Source organism: Streptomyces sp. NPDC086519 (assembly GCF_040686075.1).
GTDB lineage: Bacteria > Actinomycetota > Actinomycetes > Streptomycetales > Streptomycetaceae > Streptomyces > Streptomyces shenzhenensis.
In genome coordinates this window covers 18205-40629 of the sequence record NZ_JBFBJL010000045.1, presented here as the reverse complement: position 1 = coordinate 40629, position 22425 = coordinate 18205, and the positions used below count along the sequence as shown (strand labels likewise).

The 22425-nt window shown below is 71.0% G+C and carries 21 protein-coding genes and 2 pseudogenes; 8 read left to right on the top strand and 15 right to left on the bottom strand.

Going from position 1 to position 22425, the window contains the following annotated elements:
* Nucleotides 1-68: 68 nt before the first annotated feature.
* The 4 genes from AB0P24_RS33225 to AB0P24_RS33210 form a co-directional block, all read right to left on the bottom strand.
* Nucleotides 69-1430, bottom strand: coding sequence for a hypothetical protein (locus tag AB0P24_RS33225; protein WP_365800551.1), 1362 nt, complete (start codon nt 1428-1430; stop codon nt 69-71).
* On the bottom strand, nt 1420-1974 hold the full coding sequence (locus AB0P24_RS33220) for a DUF6114 domain-containing protein (RefSeq protein WP_181802722.1): 555 nt from the start codon (nt 1972-1974) through the stop codon (nt 1420-1422). Before AB0P24_RS33220 ends, AB0P24_RS33225 begins: the two co-directional genes overlap by 11 nt.
* Before the next feature lie 149 nt (nt 1975-2123).
* A complete protein-coding gene (locus tag AB0P24_RS33215; protein WP_365800549.1) occupies nt 2124-2771 on the bottom strand; it encodes a DUF6230 family protein in 648 nt (215 codons plus the stop codon).
* Between the two features lie 679 nt (nt 2772-3450).
* Entirely contained in the window at nt 3451-4425 is a 975-nt protein-coding gene (locus AB0P24_RS33210) for a tetratricopeptide repeat protein (protein ID WP_365800547.1), read from the bottom strand.
* 231 nt (nt 4426-4656) lie between these two features.
* Between AB0P24_RS33210 and AB0P24_RS33205 the strand changes: the two genes are divergently transcribed.
* A complete protein-coding gene (locus AB0P24_RS33205; RefSeq protein WP_365800545.1) occupies nt 4657-5367 on the top strand; it encodes a TetR/AcrR family transcriptional regulator in 711 nt (236 codons plus the stop codon).
* Nucleotides 5368-5407: 40 nt separating this feature from the next.
* On the opposite strand, the gene AB0P24_RS33200 is transcribed toward AB0P24_RS33205, so the two are convergent.
* The 8 genes from AB0P24_RS33200 to AB0P24_RS33165 form a co-directional block, all read right to left on the bottom strand.
* Nucleotides 5408-7108 carry a methylmalonyl-CoA mutase family protein gene (locus tag AB0P24_RS33200; RefSeq protein ID WP_365800543.1) on the bottom strand — a complete coding sequence of 567 codons (1701 nt, stop codon included), beginning with the start codon at nt 7106-7108 and terminating at the stop codon, nt 5408-5410.
* Between the two features lie 89 nt (nt 7109-7197).
* A complete protein-coding gene (locus AB0P24_RS33195) occupies nt 7198-7542 on the bottom strand; it encodes a DUF3817 domain-containing protein (protein ID WP_365800541.1) in 345 nt (114 codons plus the stop codon).
* A 65-nt stretch (nt 7543-7607) separates the two neighbouring features.
* Entirely contained in the window at nt 7608-8117 is a 510-nt protein-coding gene (locus AB0P24_RS33190; protein WP_365800539.1) for a MarR family transcriptional regulator, read from the bottom strand.
* 935 nt (nt 8118-9052) lie between these two features.
* Nucleotides 9053-9703 (bottom strand): TetR/AcrR family transcriptional regulator, encoded by a 651-nt coding sequence (locus tag AB0P24_RS33185; RefSeq protein ID WP_365800537.1) that lies wholly within the window; start codon nt 9701-9703, stop codon nt 9053-9055.
* Nucleotides 9700-10380 carry a DUF4166 domain-containing protein gene (locus AB0P24_RS33180; RefSeq protein ID WP_365800535.1) on the bottom strand — a complete coding sequence of 227 codons (681 nt, stop codon included), beginning with the start codon at nt 10378-10380 and terminating at the stop codon, nt 9700-9702. The genes AB0P24_RS33185 and AB0P24_RS33180 overlap by 4 nt, the downstream gene beginning before the upstream one ends.
* The gene (locus AB0P24_RS33175) at nt 10377-11120 is read right to left on the bottom strand and encodes a hypothetical protein (RefSeq protein ID WP_365800533.1); all 744 of its coding nucleotides are present in this window, start codon (nt 11118-11120) and stop codon (nt 10377-10379) included. The genes AB0P24_RS33180 and AB0P24_RS33175 overlap by 4 nt, the downstream gene beginning before the upstream one ends.
* Before the next feature lie 158 nt (nt 11121-11278).
* Complete coding sequence (locus tag AB0P24_RS33170) at nt 11279-11572, bottom strand: MTH1187 family thiamine-binding protein (RefSeq protein ID WP_181806956.1); 294 nt, start codon at nt 11570-11572, stop codon at nt 11279-11281.
* Nucleotides 11569-11913, bottom strand: a complete 345-nt coding sequence (locus AB0P24_RS33165; RefSeq protein ID WP_365800531.1) for a DUF3817 domain-containing protein — start codon at nt 11911-11913, stop codon at nt 11569-11571. Before AB0P24_RS33165 ends, AB0P24_RS33170 begins: the two co-directional genes overlap by 4 nt.
* Before the next feature lie 106 nt (nt 11914-12019).
* On the opposite strand from AB0P24_RS33165, the pseudogene AB0P24_RS33160 reads away from it, so the two are divergent.
* From AB0P24_RS33160 to AB0P24_RS33140, 5 genes and pseudogenes are all read left to right on the top strand, one after another.
* A pseudogene (locus tag AB0P24_RS33160) lies at nt 12020-12124 on the top strand (DUF6191 domain-containing protein); the annotation flags it as partial.
* 76 nt (nt 12125-12200) lie between these two features.
* Nucleotides 12201-12833, top strand: a complete 633-nt coding sequence (locus AB0P24_RS33155; protein WP_365800606.1) for an AIM24 family protein — start codon at nt 12201-12203, stop codon at nt 12831-12833.
* 1 nt (nt 12834) lies between these two features.
* The gene (locus AB0P24_RS33150) at nt 12835-13485 is read left to right on the top strand and encodes an AIM24 family protein (protein WP_362747124.1); all 651 of its coding nucleotides are present in this window, start codon (nt 12835-12837) and stop codon (nt 13483-13485) included.
* 47 nt (nt 13486-13532) lie between these two features.
* Entirely contained in the window at nt 13533-14288 is a 756-nt protein-coding gene (locus AB0P24_RS33145) for an AIM24 family protein (RefSeq protein ID WP_365800604.1), read from the top strand.
* A 92-nt stretch (nt 14289-14380) separates the two neighbouring features.
* On the top strand, nt 14381-14857 hold the full coding sequence (locus tag AB0P24_RS33140; RefSeq protein ID WP_365800529.1) for a MarR family transcriptional regulator: 477 nt from the start codon (nt 14381-14383) through the stop codon (nt 14855-14857).
* Between the two features lie 98 nt (nt 14858-14955).
* Here the strand turns inward: AB0P24_RS33140 and AB0P24_RS33135 are convergent.
* The 3 genes and pseudogenes from AB0P24_RS33135 to AB0P24_RS33125 all read right to left on the bottom strand — a co-directional run.
* A pseudogene (locus AB0P24_RS33135) lies at nt 14956-15300 on the bottom strand (MFS transporter); the annotation flags it as partial.
* A 150-nt stretch (nt 15301-15450) separates the two neighbouring features.
* Nucleotides 15451-16407 (bottom strand): methylmalonyl Co-A mutase-associated GTPase MeaB, encoded by a 957-nt coding sequence (meaB, locus tag AB0P24_RS33130; RefSeq protein WP_234542223.1) that lies wholly within the window; start codon nt 16405-16407, stop codon nt 15451-15453.
* Between the two features lie 48 nt (nt 16408-16455).
* The gene (locus AB0P24_RS33125) at nt 16456-17661 is read right to left on the bottom strand and encodes an acetyl-CoA C-acetyltransferase (RefSeq protein WP_365800527.1); all 1206 of its coding nucleotides are present in this window, start codon (nt 17659-17661) and stop codon (nt 16456-16458) included.
* A 180-nt stretch (nt 17662-17841) separates the two neighbouring features.
* Between AB0P24_RS33125 and mce the strand changes: the two genes are divergently transcribed.
* Together mce and scy are read left to right on the top strand one after the other, a co-directional pair.
* Entirely contained in the window at nt 17842-18282 is a 441-nt protein-coding gene (gene mce, locus AB0P24_RS33120) for a methylmalonyl-CoA epimerase (protein ID WP_089098737.1), read from the top strand.
* 222 nt (nt 18283-18504) lie between these two features.
* Nucleotides 18505-22350, top strand: coding sequence for a polarized growth protein Scy (gene scy / locus AB0P24_RS33115; RefSeq protein WP_365800524.1), 3846 nt, complete (start codon nt 18505-18507; stop codon nt 22348-22350).
* The last annotated feature ends 75 nt before the right edge of the window (nt 22351-22425 follow it).

Here is a 22425-nt window from a genome sequence, read left to right as displayed (position 1 = left end):
CCGCCGCGCGAGGCGGACGGCCGGGCCACAGCTCTGTGCGCGGCTCCCGAACGGGTCTGTGGTGACGGTCAGCTGGTTCCGTCGGTCGTGTACACGTGCATCCCGGGCACGTGCAGGGTGCCGCCGAACTGGCCGGCCTGGACGACCTTCACCTTGGTGAAGTAGATCAGCGGGATGTTCAGCGGCGGCGGGTTGTTCACGTCGAAGGTGATCGGGATCAGACCGAAGAGGTTGCCCGAGATCGACTCCGTGTACATCGTGGTGTCACCGTCGCTGATCGTGGACGTCGAACCGGAGCCGGCCTGCACGTGGTAGGTCTTGCCGATCTTCGTGTCCTTGACCGTCTGGTGCAGGTCACCGATGTCGGTGCCGCCCGAGATGACGTACTTCAGCACCTTCTTCTTCGCGCCGCTGGCCGTCCTCACCTCGACGATGCCCTGGTAGTCGGCGCTCTTCAGCGTCAGCGAGCTGGCGCTGAGGTACCAGGGGTCGTCCGCCACCGCCACCTTGTTGTCGACGCCGCTCACGTCGTTGGTGGCGACGGCGCAGTTGCCGGCCGACGCGCTGGAGCTCGCGGACGGGCTCGGCGAGGCGCTGGAGGTGGCGTCCGCAGCCGCTTTGGTGGTGCCGGCCGCCGCCTTGGTCGCCGTGTCGGTGGTGTTCTTGACGGTGTCCGTGACCTTCTTGACGGTCTTGGACACGGTGCCGGAGCCGCTGTCGCCGCTCGACGAGGACGATGACGACGAGGACGACGACTTGGAGGCGGACGGCGAGGCCGACGGCGAGGGGGTGGCGCTCGCGGTGGCGTCCGACGAGGACGAGCCCGTCGTGCTGCCGCCGCTGAGGATGCTGCCGATCGCGTCCCCGATCGAGTCCAGCAGGCCGCCACCGCTGCCGCTGCTCGCGGAGGCGGACGGCGACGGGGTCGCCGTACTGCCGGAGCCCGACGAACCGGAGGACCCCGACGAGGAACCCGAACCGCCCGAGGACGAGGACGACTTGGACGCGGAGGGCGTCGGCGTGGCCGTGCCGTCGGAACCTGAATCCGACGAGGAGGACTTGCCGGACGTCGTCGCGTCCTTCGCGCCGGCCGAGGCCGTGGCGGACGGCGAGGCCGTGTCCGAGGCACCGTCGCTCGCGCTCGCCGAAGCGGAGGGCGAGGCCGTGTCCAGGGCGGCGACACAGCTCTTGTAGTCCTCGGCGAGGCTCTTCGAGGACGACGACGTGCTGTTGGTGTCGGCGATGGCCAGCGTCGACGTGAATCCGAAGCCCACGAGCACGGCCGTCGGCATCGCTACGGAGGCTATCGCCTTGCCCGCCGGCATGTGGAACCTGGTGAACAGCGGCTTCTTGGGTGCCGCATGCCGCGGCCCGGTTCTCACACGGGACTCGTCCACATCAGTCCCGTGGGTCACCTCGTCAGCCGGCACTGTGCCTCCCGTTCGCCCCGTTCACCGGGCTCGTTCCTGACAGGTCGTTCGACTCGTCCACCCCGTCCGGGCCCGGGAAGTAGGCGGCTGCCTCTTCCGGGGCGTCGTCCCCGGCCGGCGGGACGTCACCCTCCGGCTGCGGCTTCGGGGGCGCGCCCGGGGACCAGGCCACGGCCATCGCGCCGCCGATGAGGGCGAACAGGAAGCCCATGACGAAGCCACCGAAGTTGGACACGGGGAGCGACACCAGCGCGAGCAGGATCGCGGCGACTCCCGCGAACGTGCGGATGTGCTTCTGGAACCAGAGGCTGATCCCGAGGACGACGAGCAGCACACCGATGATCAGGGATCCGGCGCCCGCGGTGGTCGACATCGCCACCGTCAGGTTGCCGAGCTGGAGATGCGCGTACGGGAAGTACATGATCGGAAAGCCGGCGAGCAGGATGTACAGACCGGCCCAGAACGGCCGCGTGCCCCGCCAGGCGCGGAACTGCAGCCTCCGGCGGGTGAACTGGCCGGGTGCGGCAGGAGTCTCGGCGCTCATGGAAAACAGCTCCCTGGTGCGGCGTTGCTGTGGTGGTGGTGCTGTGGTGCGACACGGTGCGGTGGTGATGCCGTGTACCGCGCGTGAAGACCGTGGGAAGAAGGTGGAGGGCGGGGGTGCCGTGGGCTCCCCCGCCCGTCACGGAGTGCTCAGTAGCACTCCGCGCCCGACGTCGAGATCGACATGTGCAGGCCGCTGAGCTTGAAGGTTCCGGCGGTGGTGGCCCACGCCGTCTGCTTCACGTCGGTCAGCGAGGCGTGGTCGGCCTCCTGCCCGAACCCGCTCGGGTTCGCCAGGCCGGCCTTGACCTCGTCCGACTTCATGCCCGGACCCTTGGTCATGCTTCCGGCGGCGACACCGATGTTGATGTTGGTGAACGTCGCGTCGGCATTCAGGTCGTCGAGGTCGATGTAGAGCTTGCTGGCCTCGACCGGCTTGTTCGGGTCGGTGCCCGCGTGCAGGATCAGGCTGACGTTCCCGAAGATCGGGACGTTCGGCGTGACCACCGACTGGCACAGGTTGGTGATCGTCGCCGTGTTGAACGCCGAGACCGCCACCGGGTGGATCGTGCTCTTACCCGCGAGGGTGACACCCGAGTCGACGGCACCGTACTGCTCGAAGCCGTCGCCCTCGAGCGAGTCGGCCCGGACCTTGAACTGCTGGCCGGACACGCTGAACGACGCGGCGAGAGCGCCCTGCGCGAGGGCGACACCTATACACGCCGTGGCGGCAACGCTGGGCACCATGACCACAGCGAACCGCTTCCATCTGGTCCCGCCACGCACCTGGGACTCCATATTTCCTCCTTCTCGGACGTACATCTCCGGCCCGGTTATCGCCCCCAACGGCGGCTCAGCCGGGCAGGGATGGGAGAAGTGCTACGTCCTCGGAAGGGGAGCGCCCGTACTCGGAGGCACGAACGCACCTCGATCACCGGCGATCACCCCCGAGCGACAACCACTGGTCGCGCCTGACACGCATCACGCACAACCTTGCTGGACAGGCTTCGCCACAGGGCGAAGACCCCCCTGCCCAAGAGCCGGCGTCACTGCCGCCGACTCTGCTCGGTGGGGACCCAGATGAGCCCGCGGCCCGACCGGCTGTCGGGGTACGGGATTGGACCGAGCGTCGCCGATCGTGGTGCATTCTCGCCGCCCGCACAAGGGGCTTCGTTACTCGGTAGTAACGGCCGGATAACCGAAGGACGGCCCGCCGGTCTCGGAGCGCGACTCTGGGTGTCACCCAGGGGCGGAGCAAAACAGTTGATCCCTGGACAGAATCCGACAGACCAACAGCCCTGATTTACTCCAAGTAACAGCGGCCACTATTACCAAGATTTGGTAAAGAGCGGCCGCCGTTGCCCCGTGTGGGCAAATCTTTCACTTGGGCATCACAGGACGTGACGTTTAGCGACTGGTCAGCCCCGTGTTCAGATCGCGGTCCGACCGCGACCGGGGCTGCGGCCCGTGCCGCGGCTCAGAACAACGCCCGCGCCAGCGCCCGGCGCGCGCCCACCACCCGGGGGTCGTCGGTGCCCACGACCTCGAAGAGCTCAAGAAGCCGCCGGCGTACGGCGTCCCGCTGGTCCCCGGCCGTCCGCTGCACGGTCTCGATGAGCCGCCCGAAGGCGTCCTCGACGTGCCCGCCCACCAGATCCAGGTCGGCGGCCGCGATCTGCGCCTCGGCGTCGGCCGGCTTCTCGGCCGCGTCCTTGCGCACCGCCTGCGGGTCCATCCCCTGCACCCGCTGGAGCAACTCGGCCTGCGCGAGCCCCAGCTTGGCCTCGCTGTTGGCCGGGTCGTCGCTCAGCACGTTCTTGTACGCCTGGACCGCACCGCCGAAGTCACCCGCGTCCAGCGCCCGCACGGCGGCTTCGAGAAGCGCGTCGTAGGGGCCCGCCGGCATCACCGCGGGCCCGGCCTCGGCGCCCGGCTCGGCGTCGGGGTCGACGACGAGTCCGGTCAGGCCGAACCGCTGCTCGGCGACCTGCACGAGCTGATCCAGCGTCCCGCGGATCTGCTCCTCGCCGGCCGCGCCCTGGAAGAGCGGCAGCGCCTGCCCCGCGACGACGGCGAACACCGCCGGGATCCCCTGGATCCCGAACTGCTGCATCAGCATCTGGTTGGCGTCGACGTCGATCTTCGCCAGCAGGAAGCGGCCGTTGTACTCGACGGCGAGGCGCTCCAGGACCGGGCTCAGCTGCTTGCAGGGCTGACACCACTCGGCCCAGAAGTCGATGACGACAGGGACTTCGGCGGATCGCTGGAGGACATCGCGCTCGAAGCCGGCTTCGTCGACGTCGATGACCAGATCGGCCGGGGAGACGGCTCCGACCCCACCCTGGCGGGCCGCTTCGGCGCGCGCCTGCTCGGCCTTGGCCTTGGCCTCTTGGGCCGCCTTGACCGCGGCGAGGTCGACGACGCCGCTCATGGACATGTTCCGTGGCTGCATGCGTCTATCCTCCCCCGTTCCCGCGCGCAAGTGAAAAGCGATGTGAAAGCTGGCCGAACGTGTGTTTCGCAACGGCGCCGGGTCCCCACCCCACGCCATGGTCGTCGCCCGTGCGGTCACCCACGAGCTTTCGCTACGACCCGTAGCGTAATGCCATCAGGGACCCGCGCGACACCACATTCCGGTGATCTCCCTCACGGCATCACAGGAACCGCCGGTTATGGTCGTGGGATGCAGAGCCGCACCCCCGCCGGACGTACCGGCCGCCCGCGCAGTGCCGCCGCGGACGCGGCGATCCTGGCGGCGACGCGGCAGGCGCTGGTCGAACTGGGCTGGTCCAAGCTCACCCTGGGCGACGTGGCCACCCGGGCCGGGGTCGCGAAGACGACCCTCTACCGCCGCTGGGCGGGCAAGAACGAACTCGTCGTCGACGCGGTGGCGGAGCTGTTCGACGAACTCGAACTCCCCGACCGCGGCAGCCTGGCGGACGACATCGAGGGCGTGGTGCTGCAGTTCGCGGCGATCCTGGACCGCCCGGAGGCCCGCAGCGGCCTGATGGCGGCGGTCGCCGAGTCGACCCGGGACGACGCGCTGCGGGAACGCATCCGCACCTCCATCGTGGACCGCCAGAAGCGGCTGGTCCTGGAGGGCCGGGTCCGGGCGCAGTGCCGGGGCGAACTCCCTCCCGAGCCGGACCCGGAGGAGGCCGCCCGCACAGTGGACCTGATCTTCGACATGGTGGCGGGTGCGGTGGTCCACCGCACCCTGATGAGCGGCAAACCGGCCGACGAGGAGTGGGTACGGGACTTCACCCGGGTTCTGCTGCTGGGCCTCACCTCCCCGCCGCCCGCCGAGCCGCCCGGAGCAGCCACTTCCCAACCCGCCGAGCCGGCCAGGGCAACCGCTTCCCGACCGGCCGAGTCGGGTGGTGGGTGGGCATAGGCCCCGGGCGTCCGGGGGGGGCGGAGCCCCCTCTGCGTGGCTAGAACCCCGCCGGCTCCGTGTACACCCCCCACTCGTCCCGCAGCACCCCGCAGATCTCGCCCAGGGTCGCCTCGGCCCGTACGGCCTCCAGCATCGGCTCGATCATGTTGGCGCCGGACCGGGCGGCCCCGAGCATCGCGTCCAGGGCCGTGCGCACCGCGCCCTCGTCCCGCGCGGCCCTCCGCTCGCCCAGCACGCGCACCTGCTCCCGCTCGACCTCGTGCGAGACGCGGAGGATCTCCAGGTCCCCGGTGACGGACCCGGTGTGGACGTTGACGCCCACGACCCGCTTGTCGCCCTTCTCCAGCGCCTGCTGGTACTGGAAGGCTGACTCGGCGATCTCGCCGGTGAACCAGCCGTCCTCGATGCCGCGCAGGATGCCCGAGGTGACCGGCCCGATCGGGTGCCGCCCGTCCGGGTGGGCGCGCAGCCCCCGCTCCTTGATCTGGTCGAAGATCTTCTCGGCGTCGGCCTCGATGCGGTCGGTGAGCTGCTCGACGTACCAGGAACCGCCCAGCGGATCGGCCACGTTGGCGACCCCGGTCTCCTCCATGAGCACCTGCTGCGTGCGCAGCGCGATCTCGGCGGCCTGCTCGCTCGGCAGCGCGAGGGTCTCGTCGAGGGCGTTGGTGTGCAGCGAGTTGGTCCCGCCGAGCACGGCCGCCAGCGCCTCCACCGCCGTACGCACCACGTTGTTGTACGGCTGCTGCGCGGTCAGCGAGACCCCGGCGGTCTGCGTGTGGAAGCGCAGCCACTGCGCCTTGTCGGACCGGGATCCGTACACGTCCCGCATCCAGCGCGCCCAGATCCGGCGCGCGGCGCGGAACTTGGCGATCTCCTCGAAGAAGTCGACGTGCGCGTCGAAGAAGAAGGAGAGGCCGGGCGCGAAGACGTCCACGTCCAGGCCGCGGGAGAGCCCCAGTTCGACGTAGCCGAAGCCGTCCGCGAGCGTGTAGGCCAACTCCTGCGCGGCCGTCGCACCCGCCTCGCGGATGTGGTAGCCGGAGACGGACAGCGGTTTGTACGCGGGGATGCCGGCGGCGCAGTACTCCATCAGGTCGCCGATCAGCCGCAGATGGGGTTCGGGCTGGAACAGCCACTCCTTCTGGGCGATGTACTCCTTGAAGATGTCGGTCTGCAGCGTGCCGTTGAGGACCGACGGGTCGACGCCCTGCCGTTCCGCGGCGACCAGGTACATGCAGAAGACGGGCACGGCGGGCCCGCTGATCGTCATGGACGTCGTGACGTCGCCGAGCGGGATGTCCTTGAACAGGACCTCCATGTCGGCGGCGGAGTCGATGGCGACCCCGCAGTGCCCGACCTCGCCGAGCGAGCGCGCGTCGTCCGAGTCCCGCCCCATGAGGGTCGGCATGTCGAAGGCCACGGAGAGACCGCCGCCGCCGTTGGCGAGGATCATCTTGTAGCGCTCGTTGGTCTGCTCGGCGTTGCCGAACCCTGCGAACTGGCGGATGGTCCAGGTCCGCCCGCGGTAGCCGGTCGGATACAGCCCGCGGGTGAAGGGGTACTCCCCAGGCCAGCCGATCCGCTCGAATCCCTCATAGGTGTCCCCTGGTCGGGGCCCGTACACCGGCTCCACGGGATCCCCGGAGAGCGTGGTGAAGTCCGCGTCCCGCTTGCGGGCCGCGTCGTAACGGGCCTGCCAGCGTCGGCGGCCCTCCTTGATGGCGTCAGCGTCCATACCCGCAATTTACTAGGACGTCCAAGTAAATGTCGATGGAGTACCGCCGCACGGGTGTCCGTACGGCGGTACGGCCCGGGGCCTGCGGCCTAGGCCTGGACCTTCGCGGCCACCGGAGAGCCCTCGGTGACCTTGGCCTCCAGTTCGCGGGTGACCTTGCGCTCCACGAAGAAGGCGGCGGTGGGGACGGTGCCCGCCAGCAGCACCCACAGCTGCTTGCCGACCGGCCACTTCGCCTTGGAGCCCAGGTCGAAGGCGAAGACCAGGTAGACGACGTAGAGCCAGCCGTGCGCGATGGCGACGACGCGCGTGACGTCGGCCGCACCGTTGATGTCCAGCCCGTACTTGGCGATCATGCTCAGGCACAGCAGCACCAGCAGCACACCGGTGACGTAGGCCAGGACGCGGTAGCGGGTCAGCACGCTTTTTTTCATGGGGACGAGCGTAACCACCCGTTCCGGGAGATCTTGCCCCGGGGCACGGCTCGCGGGCGGCGGGTTCAGTCCTCGTCGAAGTCGTGCGCGGCCACCCGCAGCGGCCGGAGCATCGCGAAGATCTCCCCGCACTCCTCCGCGTCGTAGGCCCCGAGCCCGAAGTCCATCGCCATCAGGTCGCGGGTGGCCGCCTCCACGACCTCGCGGCCCTTCTCGGTGATCGTGGCAAGCGTGCCGCGCCCGTCGTTGGGGTTGGGCCGCTTGTCGACCAGACCCGACTTCACCAGCCGGTCGACGGTGTTCGTCACCGAGGTCGGGTGCACCATCAGCCGCTCGCCGATCTTCGACATCGGCAGCTCGCCGGCCTTGGAGAAGGTGAGCAGCACCAGCGCCTCGTAGCGCGCGAACGTCAGCCCGTACGGCTTGACCACCGCGTCGACCTCGGCCAGCAGGATCTGCTGGGCCCGCATGATCGAGGTGATCGCGGCCATCGACGGGACGTTTCCCCAGCGCTGCTTCCAGAGGTCGGCGGCACGGGCGATGGGGTCGAAGGGGAGACTGAGAGGCTTCGGCACGTCACCGACCCTACCGGCCGGTCATATAGCGGTCAGCCGTGTCTCGGCTTTCGGTCAGCTTCACCACCACACCGACGCCGGGCCCTGCCGCACGCGTCCCCCGGGCGGCCGCTACGGCAGCCGCGGTGCCCCCCGCCGGGCCACCGCCGCCCGGCCGCGGCAGCGACCTGTGCAGCGCGCACATCAGCAGGCCGAGCCCGGGAGATCCGGCGCCGAGCGGGGCGACGCGGGGGGGCGGCGAGCACGGCGGCGCAGAAGGGCGGCGAACGCCTCGGCGCAGAGGGCGGCGAGCACGGCGGCGCAGAGAACGGCAAGCACGGCAGCGCAGAGGACCGCGAGCACGGCGGCGCAGAGGGGCGGCGAACGCCTCGGCGCAGAGGGCGGCGAGCACGGCGGCGCAGAGAACGGCGAGCACCTCGGGGACGGCGGCGAACATCGCCGGGAGCCGCCGAACTGGTGGAGATCGTGCACGCGGCCCATGCCGAACCGCTGCCGCGCGCCCTGCGCCCTTCCCGAGCCACGGCGGCCCGCGCTTCCTGCGCGGGCCGCCCGGCGAGGTACGGCCGGGCGCACGCCTTCCGCACGTCCTCCACAGGCCGCCGCCGTACGAGGTCTACTCGTCCGGCCTCACCGAACCGGGCGAAGCAGCGGCGGCCGGGGAGGCCGTCGCACTGCCGGTCCGGCATCTGCCGCCCGAACCGCGGCGGCCTCGACGGCGGGCCCAGGGCCGGTTGCGAAAGTGGCGTCGTCGCCCGGAGGGCAGCCGCGCGGCGTCCGGTGCGTGCTCTGGGGGGTCCCCCCGGCCGAAGGCTGGCGGAGTGCCGCCCGGAAGCCCTCGTACCGGGCGTACTCGGGCTTTCGGGCGGTGCGGCGAGTGCGGGTACCGGGGGAGCGTGCCGGGCGTCGCGCGGCAGCCGGCACCTTCGCACCAGGCCCTAACGGCGCCCGGCCCGGCGCAGATGGTGTCGGATCGTGCGCTGGGCCACCGGGCCGAGTTCGTCCAACGCGGCCACCATCGCGCCGAGTTGCTCAAGGGCGTCCAGCGCGGCGTGGGCGCCGGCGGTGTCGACGCCCTCGTACAGCTCGATGCCGACGAAGGACGCGGCGACCGCGCGGGCGAGCCCGGCCGGGTCGGCGAAGTCACCGAACGGGGTGGTCGCGAGGACCCTGACGAGCGCCCTCTCGATCTCGGCGATCCACAGGTCGAGCCCGGCCGCCGTGGCGGGTCCGAGCGCTTCATGGGTCTGGGCGCCGGCCAGCAGCTGGCCGAGCAGGGCGACATGGCCGCCCGAGCGGGCCTCCTCGTGGATCTGCCGTCCTACCGAGAGGAGTTCGGAGAGCGAACCGACCGCGGCGAGGCGGGGGCGGAAGCGGGCGACGGCCTGCTCGGCGCCGTACCGGCAGGCGGCGGCGAGGAGTTCGTCCACTGATCCGAAGTGGTAGAAGACCAGCGCCTGGTTGACCCCGGCCGCCGCGGCCACCGTACGGGCCGACGTCTTGGCGATCCCCTGCTCGGTGAGCGTCCGCAGCGCCCCCTCCAGCAGCTTGTTCTTGGTCTCCAGGGACTTGGCGGTCTCCGGGCTCACGCGCGCGGCTCCTCACGGACCGGCCGCAGCCCCGGCCGCACCCCGCGGCCGCGGATGTCGGTGTACGACACCTCGAAGGAGCCCTGGTAGCCGAAGATCGGCCCGAAGTACCGGTTCACGACCCGCACCTGGATCCGGAACCGGCCGGCGCGGTCGTCGTAGGACTCGCGCACCTCGGCGGTGGCGCCGAGAAGTTCGGGGACCCGGACGTCCACCGGGCCCTCCCTGAACCGGTGTTCACCGGAGCGGATCAGCAGGGAGCCGTCGGCCTCCGCGTGCAGGTGCAGCTCACTGGCGAGGTGCTGATGGGTGCCGAGGTAGTCGAGGATGCGGTCGCCCTTGGGGCTGAGCACCATCTGGGCGTCGAAGCGGCGGGGGCGGCCGGGCAGGTCGAAGGTGCGCACGAAGGTCACCGTCTCACGGCCGTGGGAGTCCACGTAGGGCACATTCTCGATCTTGAAGGGCACGTTCCGGGCGGCCTTCGGGACCAGGATGTTACGGGTGGCACCCAGTGCCAGGAACGGCTTCACGAAGGCCCCGCCCTGCCAGATCCGCTCCATCACACCGTGGCCGGTGCAGGCCTCGCCGCTCTCCAGGCCGACCGAGAAGCGCCGTCGCAGCCGCGGGTGCAGCCGGTCGAAGTCCGGCCCCAGCACCGTGCGGAACATCGAGGTCACTGCTGCTCCTCCAGGGTGTGCAGGACCCGGGGGGCGGCGACCCGGGCCGGTGGGGTGCGCAGACAGCGGCGGGCGGCGGGGGTGGTCGCGAGCGGGGCCGCGACGAGGGCCAGCGAGAGGGCCACCACGAGGAGCAGCGGGACCAGGAAGGCGACGGCGGGCGTGAGCGTGCCGGGTCCCGGCCCCCGGCTCAGGCCGGTGGCGCAGCCGGCGATCGTCAGCGCGCGGGCCGTCATCTCGGCGAACCAGTTCCACCGCGCCCGTTCCGGGGTGATCCCGCGCTCCAGCCACAGCCGCAGCCGGTCGAAGGACCATGCGGTCGCCCAGCCCATCAGCGGGCGCAGGACCAGCCGGTCGGCGAGCGCGCCGAAGGCACCCCAGCGGGGCCGGTAGTCGTAGCCGGTGAGAAAACGGACGCCGTCGGCGACCGGGATGTACCGCCAGTAGCCGCTGCCCTCGGCGAGCAGCGAGAGCGGGTGCGGGGCGGCGAAGCGCAGGGCCGAGGTGCGGGTGCCGTCGGGGCGCTCCTTCTCCCCTGCCGAGACGCCGGTGCCTGCGATGGTCAGGAAGGGAAGCACGCGCGTGGCGTAGCGGAAGCGCTGCGGTTCGCCCGCCGCGCGCGGGAGGTGGTCGATCTCGGTGAACCGCAGGTCCCAGCGCTGATGCCGGGCCGGGTCCTGGGTGCGGGCCCACAGTTCGTCCAGATCGGCGCGGATGTGCGCCTCTATGTAGAGCCCCATCGGTGTCGTACCCCCGTCACCTGGTCATTCGAGTGTTTTTTGAGCGATCGCTCAAACGCTCGGAGGACGACGGTACCGATTTTTGAGCGATCGCTCAATCAGGCGGCGGAAGAAAACCCCGGCCTCGCCGAGGAGGCCGGGGCTCCGTTCGCTGTCGGCTACTGGGCGAGGTGCCGCTCGACCGTCGCCACCTTGCTGGTGAGCCCGTCGGTGACACCGGGCCGGATGTCCGCCTTGAGGACCAGGGAGACGCGCGGGACACGCTCCTCGACGACGGCGACGGCACGCCTGACGACGTCCATCACTTCGTCCCACTCCCCTTCGATCGAGGTGAACATGGCGTCGGTGCGGTTGGGCAGCCCGGACTCGCGGACCACCCGGACGGCGTCGGCGACGTACTCCCCCACGTCCTCGCCCACGCCCAGCGGCGTCACGGAGAAGGCGACGATCATGCGTTCACGGTCCCTTCCTGGCGGGCGCGGGACGCGATGACCGCGTCCTCGGCCTCACGGCGCAGCCTGCGCTCGGCGAAGAAGCCGCCGGTCGGCAGGACGGAGAGAACGAAGTAGAAGAGGCCGGTCTTCAGGGACCACTTGGTGCGGTTCCAGGCGTCGGCCCAGAAGATCACGTAGAGGATGAAGAGAACACCGTGGATCGCGCCCATCACGGGCACCGCGTTGAAGTCCGTGGTCCGCTTGAGCACCGAGCAGACAAGGAGGATCAGGAAGGAGACGGCCTCCGGGGCGGAGACCAGGCGCAGGCGGCGGATGGCGGTGGCGGTCTTGATGTCCACGGGTCACCTTCGGTGGGAGAGACGTCCACTCTTTGTGAACGTGAGCACAAACGTTCAACCATTGTGGCAAAAGAGCCTCGCGGCCCCCGCGCGGGGGTGGGAGGGTGTGCGCGGCGACGAGGAGGACGGCGCCCCGCCGAGGTCCACGGTCGACCTGACGGCCGGGACGGCGGTGATACGCCTCCCGGCCGACCAGCGATCCGCCCCCTAGGGGACGGATCGGGGGCGATGTCCACCTCCGGGACCTGTCGCCGCCGTCTGCCTGCGGCTACCTTCGCAGCGTGGCGATGTTCCGACTCCAGGGCAGCAAGGTGCTCGCCGTCGAGATGACCGGGGATGCCGTTAAGGCGAAGAACGGCTCGATGGTGGCGTACGACGGGCAGATGGCGTTCAAGAAACTGAGCGGCGGCGGCGAGGGGCTGCGCGGGATGGTGACCCGGCGGCTCACCGGCGAGCAGATGACGGTGATGGAGGTGAAGGGGCACGGGACGTGCTGGTTCGCGGACCGGGCGTCCGAGATCAACCTGGTCGGCCTGCGGGGCGACAAGCTGTACGTCGAGTCGAGCAACCTGCTCGCGACCGACGCCGGCCTGCGCACCGGCACCACGTTCACCGGCCTGCGCGGCGCCTCCCAGGGCAACGGCCTGTTCACCACCACGGTCGAGGGCCACGGCCAGGCGGCGATCATGTCGGACGGCCCGGCGGTGGTGCTCAGGGTCAGCGCGCAGTACCCGCTGACCGTCGACCCGGGCGCCTACATCGCCCACCAGGGCAACCTCCGCCAGTCCTTCCAGTCGGGTGTGACCTTCCGCACGTTCTTCGGTGAGGGCGGCGGAGAGGCCTTCCAGATCCGGTTCGAGGGAGACGGCCTGGTGTACGTACAGCCGAGCGAGCGGAACACGATCGCGGGGGACATCTGACATGGCCCTGCGCGAGGTGAACTCCAAGATGGTCGAGGCGACCGTCGTGCCCGGGCAGCGGCTGTTCAGCCAGCGCGGCGCGATGCTCGCCTACAAGGGCGAGGTGTCCTTCACCCCCAACATCCAGGGCGGCCAGGGCGGCCTGATGTCCATGATCGGCCGCCGCGTCGCCGGCGAGGCGACCCCCCTGATGACCGTCGAGGGCAGCGGCACGGTCTTCTTCGGGCACGGCGGGCACCACGTCCAGGTCATCACCCTCACCGGCGACACCCTCTACGTCGAGGCGGACCGGCTGCTCGCCTTCGAGGGCACGCTGCAGCAGGGGACGATGTTCATGGGTTCCCAGGGCGGCGTGATGGGCATGGTGCGCGGTCAGGTCACCGGCCAGGGCCTGTTCACCACCACCCTCAAGGGCCACGGCGCGGTCGCGGTGATGGCCCACGGCGGGGTCTTCGAGATCCCGATCACTCCGCAGCGCCCGGTCCATGTGGACCCGCAGGCCTACGTCGCCCACCACGGCGACGTCCGCAACAAGCTGTCGTCCGCGCTCGGCTGGCGGGACATGGTGGGCCGCGGCTCCGGTGAGGCGTTCCAGCTGGAGCTCAGCGGCAACGGCATGGTGTACGTGCAGGCGTCGGAGGAGAAGCTGTGAGCGCATACGGGGCCGCCGGAGCGGCCGGGCCGGTCGTGTACGACCCCATGACCCTCCCCGTCGACGACAACGTCAACAAGTACACCTTCTGCGTGGAGCTCAAGAGCGGCCAGTGGTTCCTTCAGAAGGGGAAGATGATCGCCTACTACGGCGCGATCGACTTCAACGGCGTGGGACACGGCCGGCTGGACCGTCTGGTCCGCACTTCCTTCCATTCGCCTCTGCACGCGAGCGACTGGGTGGTGGCGGAGGGCTCGGGCAAGATGCTCCTCGCCGACCGGGCCTTCGATGTGAACTCCTACGACCTGGACGACGGCAACCTGACCATTCGCTCGGGCAACCTGCTCGCTTTTCAGCCAAGTCTCGCGCTGAAGCAATCGATCGTTCCCGGTTTTCTGACCCTTATAGGAACCGGAAAGTTTGTGGCCGCGTCCAACGGCCCGGTGGTGTTCATGGAACCCCCCATCCGGGTGGACCCGCAGGCACTGGTGGGGTGGGCCGACTGCCCCTCCCCGTGCCACCACTACGACCATGGGTACATGACCGGTGTGATGGGCGGTCTACGTGCACTGACGGGCCTCGGCGGGGCCTCCGGAGAGGAGCACCAGTTCGAGTTCGTGGGGGCCGGCACGGTCCTGCTCCAGTCCACCGAGACCCTGATGGCCGAGCAGGCCACGGGAGCGGTTCCGCACGAGCCCGGAGTGCCCGGCGGAGGCGTCCCCGGCACAGGCCATCCACAGCAACCGGGCACACCGCGCCTTCCCGGACAGCTGGGAGACCTCCAGCGTCGCTTCGGGCTGTGAGCGGTAGTCTGCGGAGTGTGACATCGAACGCGTGCGCACAGTCACACCACCCTCACTAGTTCGCCTTTCAACATTTTAGGTAGACTTCACTCATGGAGACCGAGACGGCCACGCGCTGGCTGACCGATGCGGAGCAGTGCGCCTGGCGCACCCACCTGGAGGTCAACAGGCTGTTGACGTACCAGCTCGAAAAAGACCTGCAGCCGTTCGGCCTGACAATGAACGACTACGAGATCCTGGTGAACCTGTCCGAGTCGGAGGACTACCGGTTGCGGATGAGCGACCTCGCCGCCGCCACTCTCCAGTCCAAGAGCCGGTTGTCCCACCAGATCACCCGCATGGAGAACGCGAACCTGGTCCGCCGCGAGAACTGCGAGTCGGACCGCCGCGGACTGTACGCCGTCCTCACCGAGCACGGCATGGAGACGATGAAGAAGGTGGCGCCACATCATGTCGCCTCCGTGCGGCGGCACTTCATCGACCTGCTGTCACCGGAGGCACTCATAGAACTGGACAAGGGCCTGAAGCCGATCGCGGAACACCTGCGGGGGCAGCGCGGGCGCCCGTGACCACGGACAGCAACCGAAAGCGGCGGACGGGTGTTCAGGTCCCGTCCGCCGCTTGCTGCGTGCTGTCACCGCGTGCCCGAGGCGAGGGCCGCCGGTGGCGCGCCGGGTCGCCAGGTCAGGGCGGCCAGGAGGCAGAGCAGAGCGCTGTAGACGGCCGCCAGGGGCGGCAGGACGCGCCGTGGGCCGTAGCGGTCGACCAAGGTGGCCCGGACGGGCAGCAGGAGGACCACCGTGCCGCCGAAGAGAGCCATCACCAGGCCGGAGACGGCATAGGAGCCGGTCGCCCCGGTCACGGACAGCAGCACGGACAGCGAGACCGTGCCGTAGGAGAGACGGGCCGCGAGGGCGGCCAGGAAGGTGTGGCGCGCGTACGGGACGCGCAGGACGGCGGCGTAGGAGGGCCGCTGGGCATGCGAAGGACGCGACGAGGTCGGCGCGGACATGGGTGGGGTCCTCAGGCAGAGACGGAAGAGGGGACACCGAAGCGCACCGCGGCACAGGACAGGCGTGTGCCGCGGGCGCGGGGTGCGCTCTTACGCCAAGGAGAGGAACATCCCGTCAACTTAGCAGCGGGGACGGGAGATCGGCCGGCGTCAGCCCTCCGTCAGTCCCGCCACCAGTTCGTCGGCCGCGCGGTACGGGTCCAGTTCGCCTGCCACGATGCGCTCCGCGAGGGCGCCGAGGTGGCGGTCTCCGTGGAGGTCGCCGATGCGTTCGCGCAGGGCCGTGACCGCGATGGTCTCGACCTCGCGGGAGGCGCGGGCCAGCCGGCGCTCCGTCAGGACGCCCCGCTCCTCCATCCAGGCGCGGTGCTTCTCCAGGGCCTCCACCAACTCGTCGATGCCCTCCGCGCGGGCGGCGACCGTCTTGACGATGGGCGGGCGCCAGTCGCCGGGGCCGCGGGACTCGCCGAGGCCGAGCATGTGGTTCAGTTCGCGGGCGGTGGCGTCCGCGCCGTCCCGGTCGGCCTTGTTGACGACGTAGACGTCGCCGATCTCCAGGATTCCGGCCTTGGCCGCCTGGATGCCGTCGCCCATCCCCGGGGCCAGCAGCACCACGCTCGTGTCCGCCTGGGAGGCGATCTCGACCTCCGACTGGCCGACGCCGACCGTCTCGACGAGGATCACGTCGCAGCCCGCCGCGTCCAGGACCCGGATGGCCTGGGGTGCCGACCAGGCCAGGCCGCCGAGGTGGCCCCGGGTGGCCATCGAGCGGATGTAGACGCCGGGGTCGGAGGCGTGGTCGGACATCCGGACGCGGTCGCCCAGGAGGGCGCCGCCGGAGAAGGGGGAGGACGGGTCGACGGCCAGGACGCCGACCCGTTTGCCCTGTTTGCGATAGGCGGTCACGAGCGCCGAGGTGGAGGTCGACTTGCCGACTCCGGGGGAACCGGTCAGACCCACCACATAGGCGTTGCCGGTCAGCGGGGCGAGCGCCGCCATGACCTCCCTGAGCTGTGGGGACGCCCCCTCCACCAGGGAGATCAGGCGGGCCACCGCACGCGGTCGGCCCTCCCTGGCCTGGGCCACCAGTGAGGAGACGTCCTGCATCACAGCTCCGTTCGCTCCGTTCGCTTCCGTTCGCTCAGCGAAACGTACTCAGGCCTTCGGCACCCGCACGATCAGCGCGTCGCCCTGACCGCCGCCACCGCACAGCGCGGCCGCGCCGACCCCGCCGCCCCGGCGCTTGAGCTCAAGGGCCAGGTGCAGCACAAGGCGCGCCCCGGACATGCCGATGGGGTGGCCCAGGGCGATCGCACCACCGTTGACGTTCACCGTTTCGGTGGACACGCCGAGGTCCTTCATTGACTGGACGGCGACGGCGGCGAAGGCCTCGTTGATCTCGATGAGGTCGAGGTCGGAGACCTCCAGGCCCTCCTTCTTCAGGGCGTGCAGGATGGCGTTGGACGGCTGGGACTGGAGGGAGTTGTCCGGTCCGGCCACGTTGCCGTGGGCGCCGATCTCGGCGAGCCAGTCGAGGCCCAGTTCCTCGGCCTTGGCCTTGCTCATCACGACCACGGCCGCGGCGCCGTCCGAGATCTGGGAGGACGTGCCGGCGGTGATCGTGCCGTCCTTCGTGAACGCCGGGCGGAGCCTGCCCAGCGACTCCACCGTGGTGTCGCCGCGGATGCCCTCGTCCTTGCTGAAGACGACCGGCTCGCCCTTGCGCTGCGGGATCTCGACCGGGGTGATCTCGGCCTCGAAGACGCCGTTCTTCTGCGCGGCGGCGGCCCGCTGGTGGGACAGGGCGGCGATCTCGTCCTGCTCGGGGCGCAGGATGCCGAGGCGCGTGTTGTGCTTCTCCGTGGACTCGCCCATGGCGATGTTCTCGAAGGCGTCGGTCAGGCCGTCGTACGCCATCGCGTCGAGCATCTCGATCGCGCCGTACTTGAAGCCCTCGCGGGACTTCGGGAGCAGGTGCGGGGCGTTGGTCATGGACTCCTGGCCGCCCGCGACCACGATGTCGAACTCACCCGCGCGGATCAGCTGGTCGGCGAGCGCGATGGCGTCGAGGCCGGAGAGGCACACCTTGTTGACCGTGAGCGCCGGGACGCTCATCGGGATGCCGCCCTTCACGGCGGCCTGGCGGGCCGGGATCTGCCCGGCGCCGGCCTGGAGCACCTGCCCCATGATCACGTACTGCACCTGGTCGCCCCCGATCCCCGCACGGTCGAGGGCGGCCTTGATCGCGAAGCCGCCGAGGTCGGCTCCGGAGAAGGACTTCAGCGAGCCCAGCAGTCGTCCCATGGGCGTTCGCGCGCCCGCGACGATCACCGAGGTGGTTCCAGAGTTTCCAGAAGTCATGAGCTGCGAATCCCCTTACCGGCTGCACTGCCGAGGAGTGAACGAGTGGGGGGGTCTGGGGGATCCCCCCAGATGAGGGTGTCCTTCGAATGTATTGCGTGGCACTCCGTGCCGTCATCGGGCCGTCAGTGTGATCGCTGGCACGTTGCGTAACCATCGCCGTGGCGCTGCACTGAGTTCATGCTGACGCGAATCGACCACATCGGGATCGCCTGCCACGACCTCGACGCGACCGTCGAGTTCTACCGGGCCACGTACGGCTTCGAGGTGTTCCACACCGAGGTCAACGAGGAGCAGGGCGTGCGCGAGGCCATGCTCAAGATCAATGAGACGTCCGACGGTGGCGCCTCCTACCTGCAACTGCTCGAGCCGACCCGGGAGGACTCGGCGGTCGGCAAGTGGCTCGCGAAGAACGGCGAGGGGGTGCACCACATCGCCTTCGGTACGGCGGATGTGGACGGGGACGCGGCCGACATCCGCGCCAAGGGCGTACGCGTTCTGTACGAGGAGCCACGGATCGGCTCCATGGGGTCGCGGATCACCTTCCTGCACCCGAAGGATTGCCACGGCGTACTGACAGAACTGGTCACTTCGGCGGCTGTTGAGTCACCTGAGCACTGACCCTCGTACATATGGGCCGGTAGGGTTGGGGGCGGTCGTCCCTTCGCAGGTTCGCAGGGCCGGGGCGGCCGCATGCCGGGGTCCGGGTTTCGGGGGACGAGCGTCGGGGCAGCAGCCCGTGCTCCGCCGTTGATCTGACACCATTCCCCGGGGGCCCCGTTCGGCGGATGGACGGAGCTCGTTCGGAGAAGGTTGCGACCAGGGGACGGATGGGACCGCGCAGTGCGGGGCTACGAGAGCCAGGAGCGAGAGCCGGCGGCTGACGTCGACCACCTCACTCGGTTCGAGGCCGAGATGAAACGGCTGAAGACCGAGCGGGAAAAGGCGATCCAGCATGCCGAGGACCTCGGCTACCAGGTCGAGGTGCTGCGCGCCAAGCTGCACGAGGCGCGGCGCACCATCATGTCCCGGCCCGCGTTCGACGGCGGTGACATCGGCTACCACGCCGAGCAGCTGCTGCGTAACGCCCAGATGCAGGCCGACCAGATCCGCCAGGAGGCGGAGCGGGTGGCCGCGGAGGCCCGGGCGCAGACCCAGCGGATCCTCCAGGAGCACGCCGAGCAGGCCGCGCGGCTCCAGGCCGAGCTGCACCAGGAGGCGGTGACCCGCCGCCAGCAGCTGGACCAGGAGCTGGCCGAGCGCCGGCAGACCGTCGAGTCGCACGTCAACGAGAACGTGTCGTGGGCCGAGCAGCTGCGGGCGCGCACCGAGTCGCAGGCCCGCCGGCTGCTCGACGAGTCGCGGGCCGAGGCCGAGCAGGCCATGGCCGCCGCCCGCGCCGAGGCCCAGCGGCTGACGGACGAGGCCCGGCAGCGGCTGACCAGCGACGCCGAGGCGGCCCGCGCGGAGGCCGAGCAGATCCTGCTGCGCGCCCGCCGGGACGCCGAGCGGCTGCTGAACGCCGCGTCCACCCAGGCCCAGGAGGCCACCGACCACGCGGAGCAGCTGCGCAACTCCACCGTGACGGAGTCGGACGCGGCCCGCCGGCAGGCGAGTGAGCTGAGCCGGGCCGCCGAGGAGCGGATGACGGAGGCCGAGGAGGCACTGCGCAAGGCGCAGTCCGAGGCCGAGAAGCTGGTCGCCGAGGCCGAGGCGAACGCCGCGAAGGCCCTCTCCACCGCCGAGGCCACCAACCAGCAGCGCACCCAGACCGCCAAGGAGCAGGTCGCCAGGCTGGTCAGCGAGGCCACCAAGGAGGCGGAGGCCACCAAGGCGGACGCCGAGCAGGTCGTCGCGGACGCCAGGGCCGAGGCCGAGAAGATCATCGCCGAGGCCTCCGAGAAGGCCCGCAGCCTCACCGCCGAGGAGAGCGCCTCCCAGCTGGCCAAGGCCGCCAAGACCGCCGAGGACGTCCTCAACAAGGCCTCCGAGGAGGCCAAGCGGACCACGCGGGCCGCCGCCGAGGAGGCCGAGCGGATCCGCACCGAGGCGGAGACCGAGGCGGACCGGCTGCGCGCCGAGGCGCACGACATCGCCGAGCAGCTCAAGGGCACGGCGAAGGACGACACCAAGGAGTACCGCGCCAAGACGGTCGAGCTGCAGGAGGAGGCCCGCCGGCTGCGCGGCGAGGCCGAGCAGCTGCGGTCCGACGCGGTCGCCGAGGGCGAGTCGATCCGCGCCGAGGCCCGGCGCGAGGCCGTGCAGCAGATCGAGGAGGCCGCCAGGTCCGCCGAGGAGCTGCTCGCCAAGGCCAAGGCCGACGCCGACGAGCTGCGGCAGACCGCGACCACGGACAGCGAGAAGGTCCGCACCGAGGCCATCGAGCGCGCGACCATGCTGCGCCGGCAGGCCGAGGAGACCCTGGAGCGCACCCGGCAGGAGGCCGACCGGCTCCGCGCGGAGGCCCAGGAGCAGTCCGAGGCGGTGCGGGCGGACGCCGAGCGGGCCGCGGCCGAGCTGCGCGAGGAGACCGAGCGGGGCGTCGAGGCCCGGCGCGCGGAGGCCGCCGAGGAGCTGACCCGGCTGCACGCCGAGGCCGAGGACCGGCTGGCGGCGGCCGAGCGGTCGCTGACCGAGGCGCGCGAGGAGGCCGGCCGGATCCGCCGGGAGGCCGCCGAGGAGATCGACCGGCTGCGCGGCGAGGCCGCGGAGCGGATCCGCACCCTCCAGCAGCAGGCCGAGACCGAGGCCCAGCGGCTGCGCGACGAGGCCGCCGCCGACGCGTCGGCATCGCGCGCGGAGGGCGAGAGCATCGCCGTACGGCTGCGGTCCGAGGCCGCGGCCGAGGCGGAGCGGCTCAAGCAGGAGGCCCAGGACAGCGCCGACCGGGTGCGCGCCGAGGCGCAGGCGGCCGCCGAGCGGCTGTCCACGGAGGCGTCCGAGACGCTGGCCGCCGCCCAGGAGGAGGCCGCGCGCCGCCGCCGGGAGGCCGAGGAGCTGCTCGGTTCGGCGCGCGAGGAGGCCGGCCAGGAGCGGGAGCGGGCCCGCGAGCAGAGCGAGGACCTGCTGGCCCAGGCGCGCAACCGGGTCGAGGAGGCGCAGGCCGAGGCCGTACGCCTGGTCGAGGAGGCGGACCGGCGGGCCACCGAGATGGTGTCGGCCGCCGAACTCCACGCCCAGCAGGTACGGGACTCGGTCGCCGGGCTGCACGAGCAGGCGCAGGAGGAGATCACCGGGCTGCGCTCGGCCGCCGAGCACGCCGCCGACCGTACCCGGCGGGAGGCCGAGGAGGAGGCGGACCGGGTCCGCGCCGACGCCTACGCCGAGCGGGAGCGGGCCAGCGAGGACGCGACCCGGATCCGGCGCGAGGCGGCCGAGGCGTCCGAGGCGGCGAAGGCGCTCGCCGAGCGGACCGTCGCCGACGCGATGACCGAGTCGGAGCGGCTGCGGTCCGAGGCGGCCGCGCACGCCCAGCGGGTGCGCACCGACGCCTCCGACACCATCGCCCAGGCCGACCAGGACGCCACGCGCACGCGTGCCGAGGCGCGTGAGGACGCCAACCGGATGCGTTCGGACGCGGCGACCCAGGCGGACACCCTCATCACCGAGGCGCGCAGCGAGGCCGAGCGGCTCCAGAACGAGACGATCGCGGAGGCCGACCGGGTCCGCGCGGACGCCATCGCCAAGGCGGAGAAGCTGATCGCGGACGCCACCGGCGACGCGGAGCGGCTGCGTGCCGAGGCCGCCGAGACGGTCGGCTCCGCCCAGCTGCACGCCGACCGGACCCGTTCCGACGCCGAGCGGCTGAAGGCGGACGCGGAGGCCGAGGCCGAGCGGATGCTGGGCGCCGCCCGCGAGGAGTCCGACCGCACCCTCGACGAGGCCCGCAGGGACGCCAACAAGCGGCGTCAGGACGTGGCCGAGCAGGTCGACACGCTCATCAACGAGACCACCGCCGAGGCGGACAAGCTGCTCACCGAGGCGCAGCAGCAGGCGATGAAGACCACCGCGGACGCCGAGTCGCAGGCCGACACCATGGTGGGCGCGGCCCGCAAGGAGGCCGACCGGCTGGTGTCCGAGGCCACGGTCGAGGGCAACTCGCTGGTGGAGAAGGCCCGTACGGACGCGGACGAGCTGCTGGTCGGCGCCCGCCGGGACGCCACCGCGATCAGGGAGCGGGCCGAGGAGCTGCGCGACCGCATCACCGCCGAGATCGAGGAGCTGCACGAGCGGGCCCGCCGCGAGGCCGCCGAGACCATGAAGTCCACCGGCGACCGCTGCGACGCGCTCATCAAGGCCGCCGAGGAGCAGCTCGCCAAGGCCCAGGCCAAGGCCAAGGACCTGGTCTCGGAGGCCAGCTCCGAGGCGGGCAAGGTCCGCATCGCCGCCGTCAAGAAGGCCGAGGGGCTGCTCAAGGAGGCCGAGCTGAAGAAGGCCACGCTGATCCGGGAGGCCGAGGAGCTCAAGGCCGAGGCGATCCGCGAGGCCCGCCGCACGGTCGAGGAGGGCAGGCGCGAGCTGGAGATCCTGGAGCGCCGGCGGGAGAACATCAATGGCGAGATCTCCCGTGTCCAGGACGTCCTGGAGGCGTTGGAATCCTTCGAGGCTCCGTCCGCGAAGGAGGGCGGCGTCAAGGCGGGCAGTACGGTGGGGGCCCCTCGATCGGGTGGCAAGTCGTCAGAAAGCTAGAAACCGAGGTCCGTTCTGTACTGTTCTGGTGCTTTTGGGTGAACCTTTGGCGGAGGCTTTGGCAAGCGATCTCAC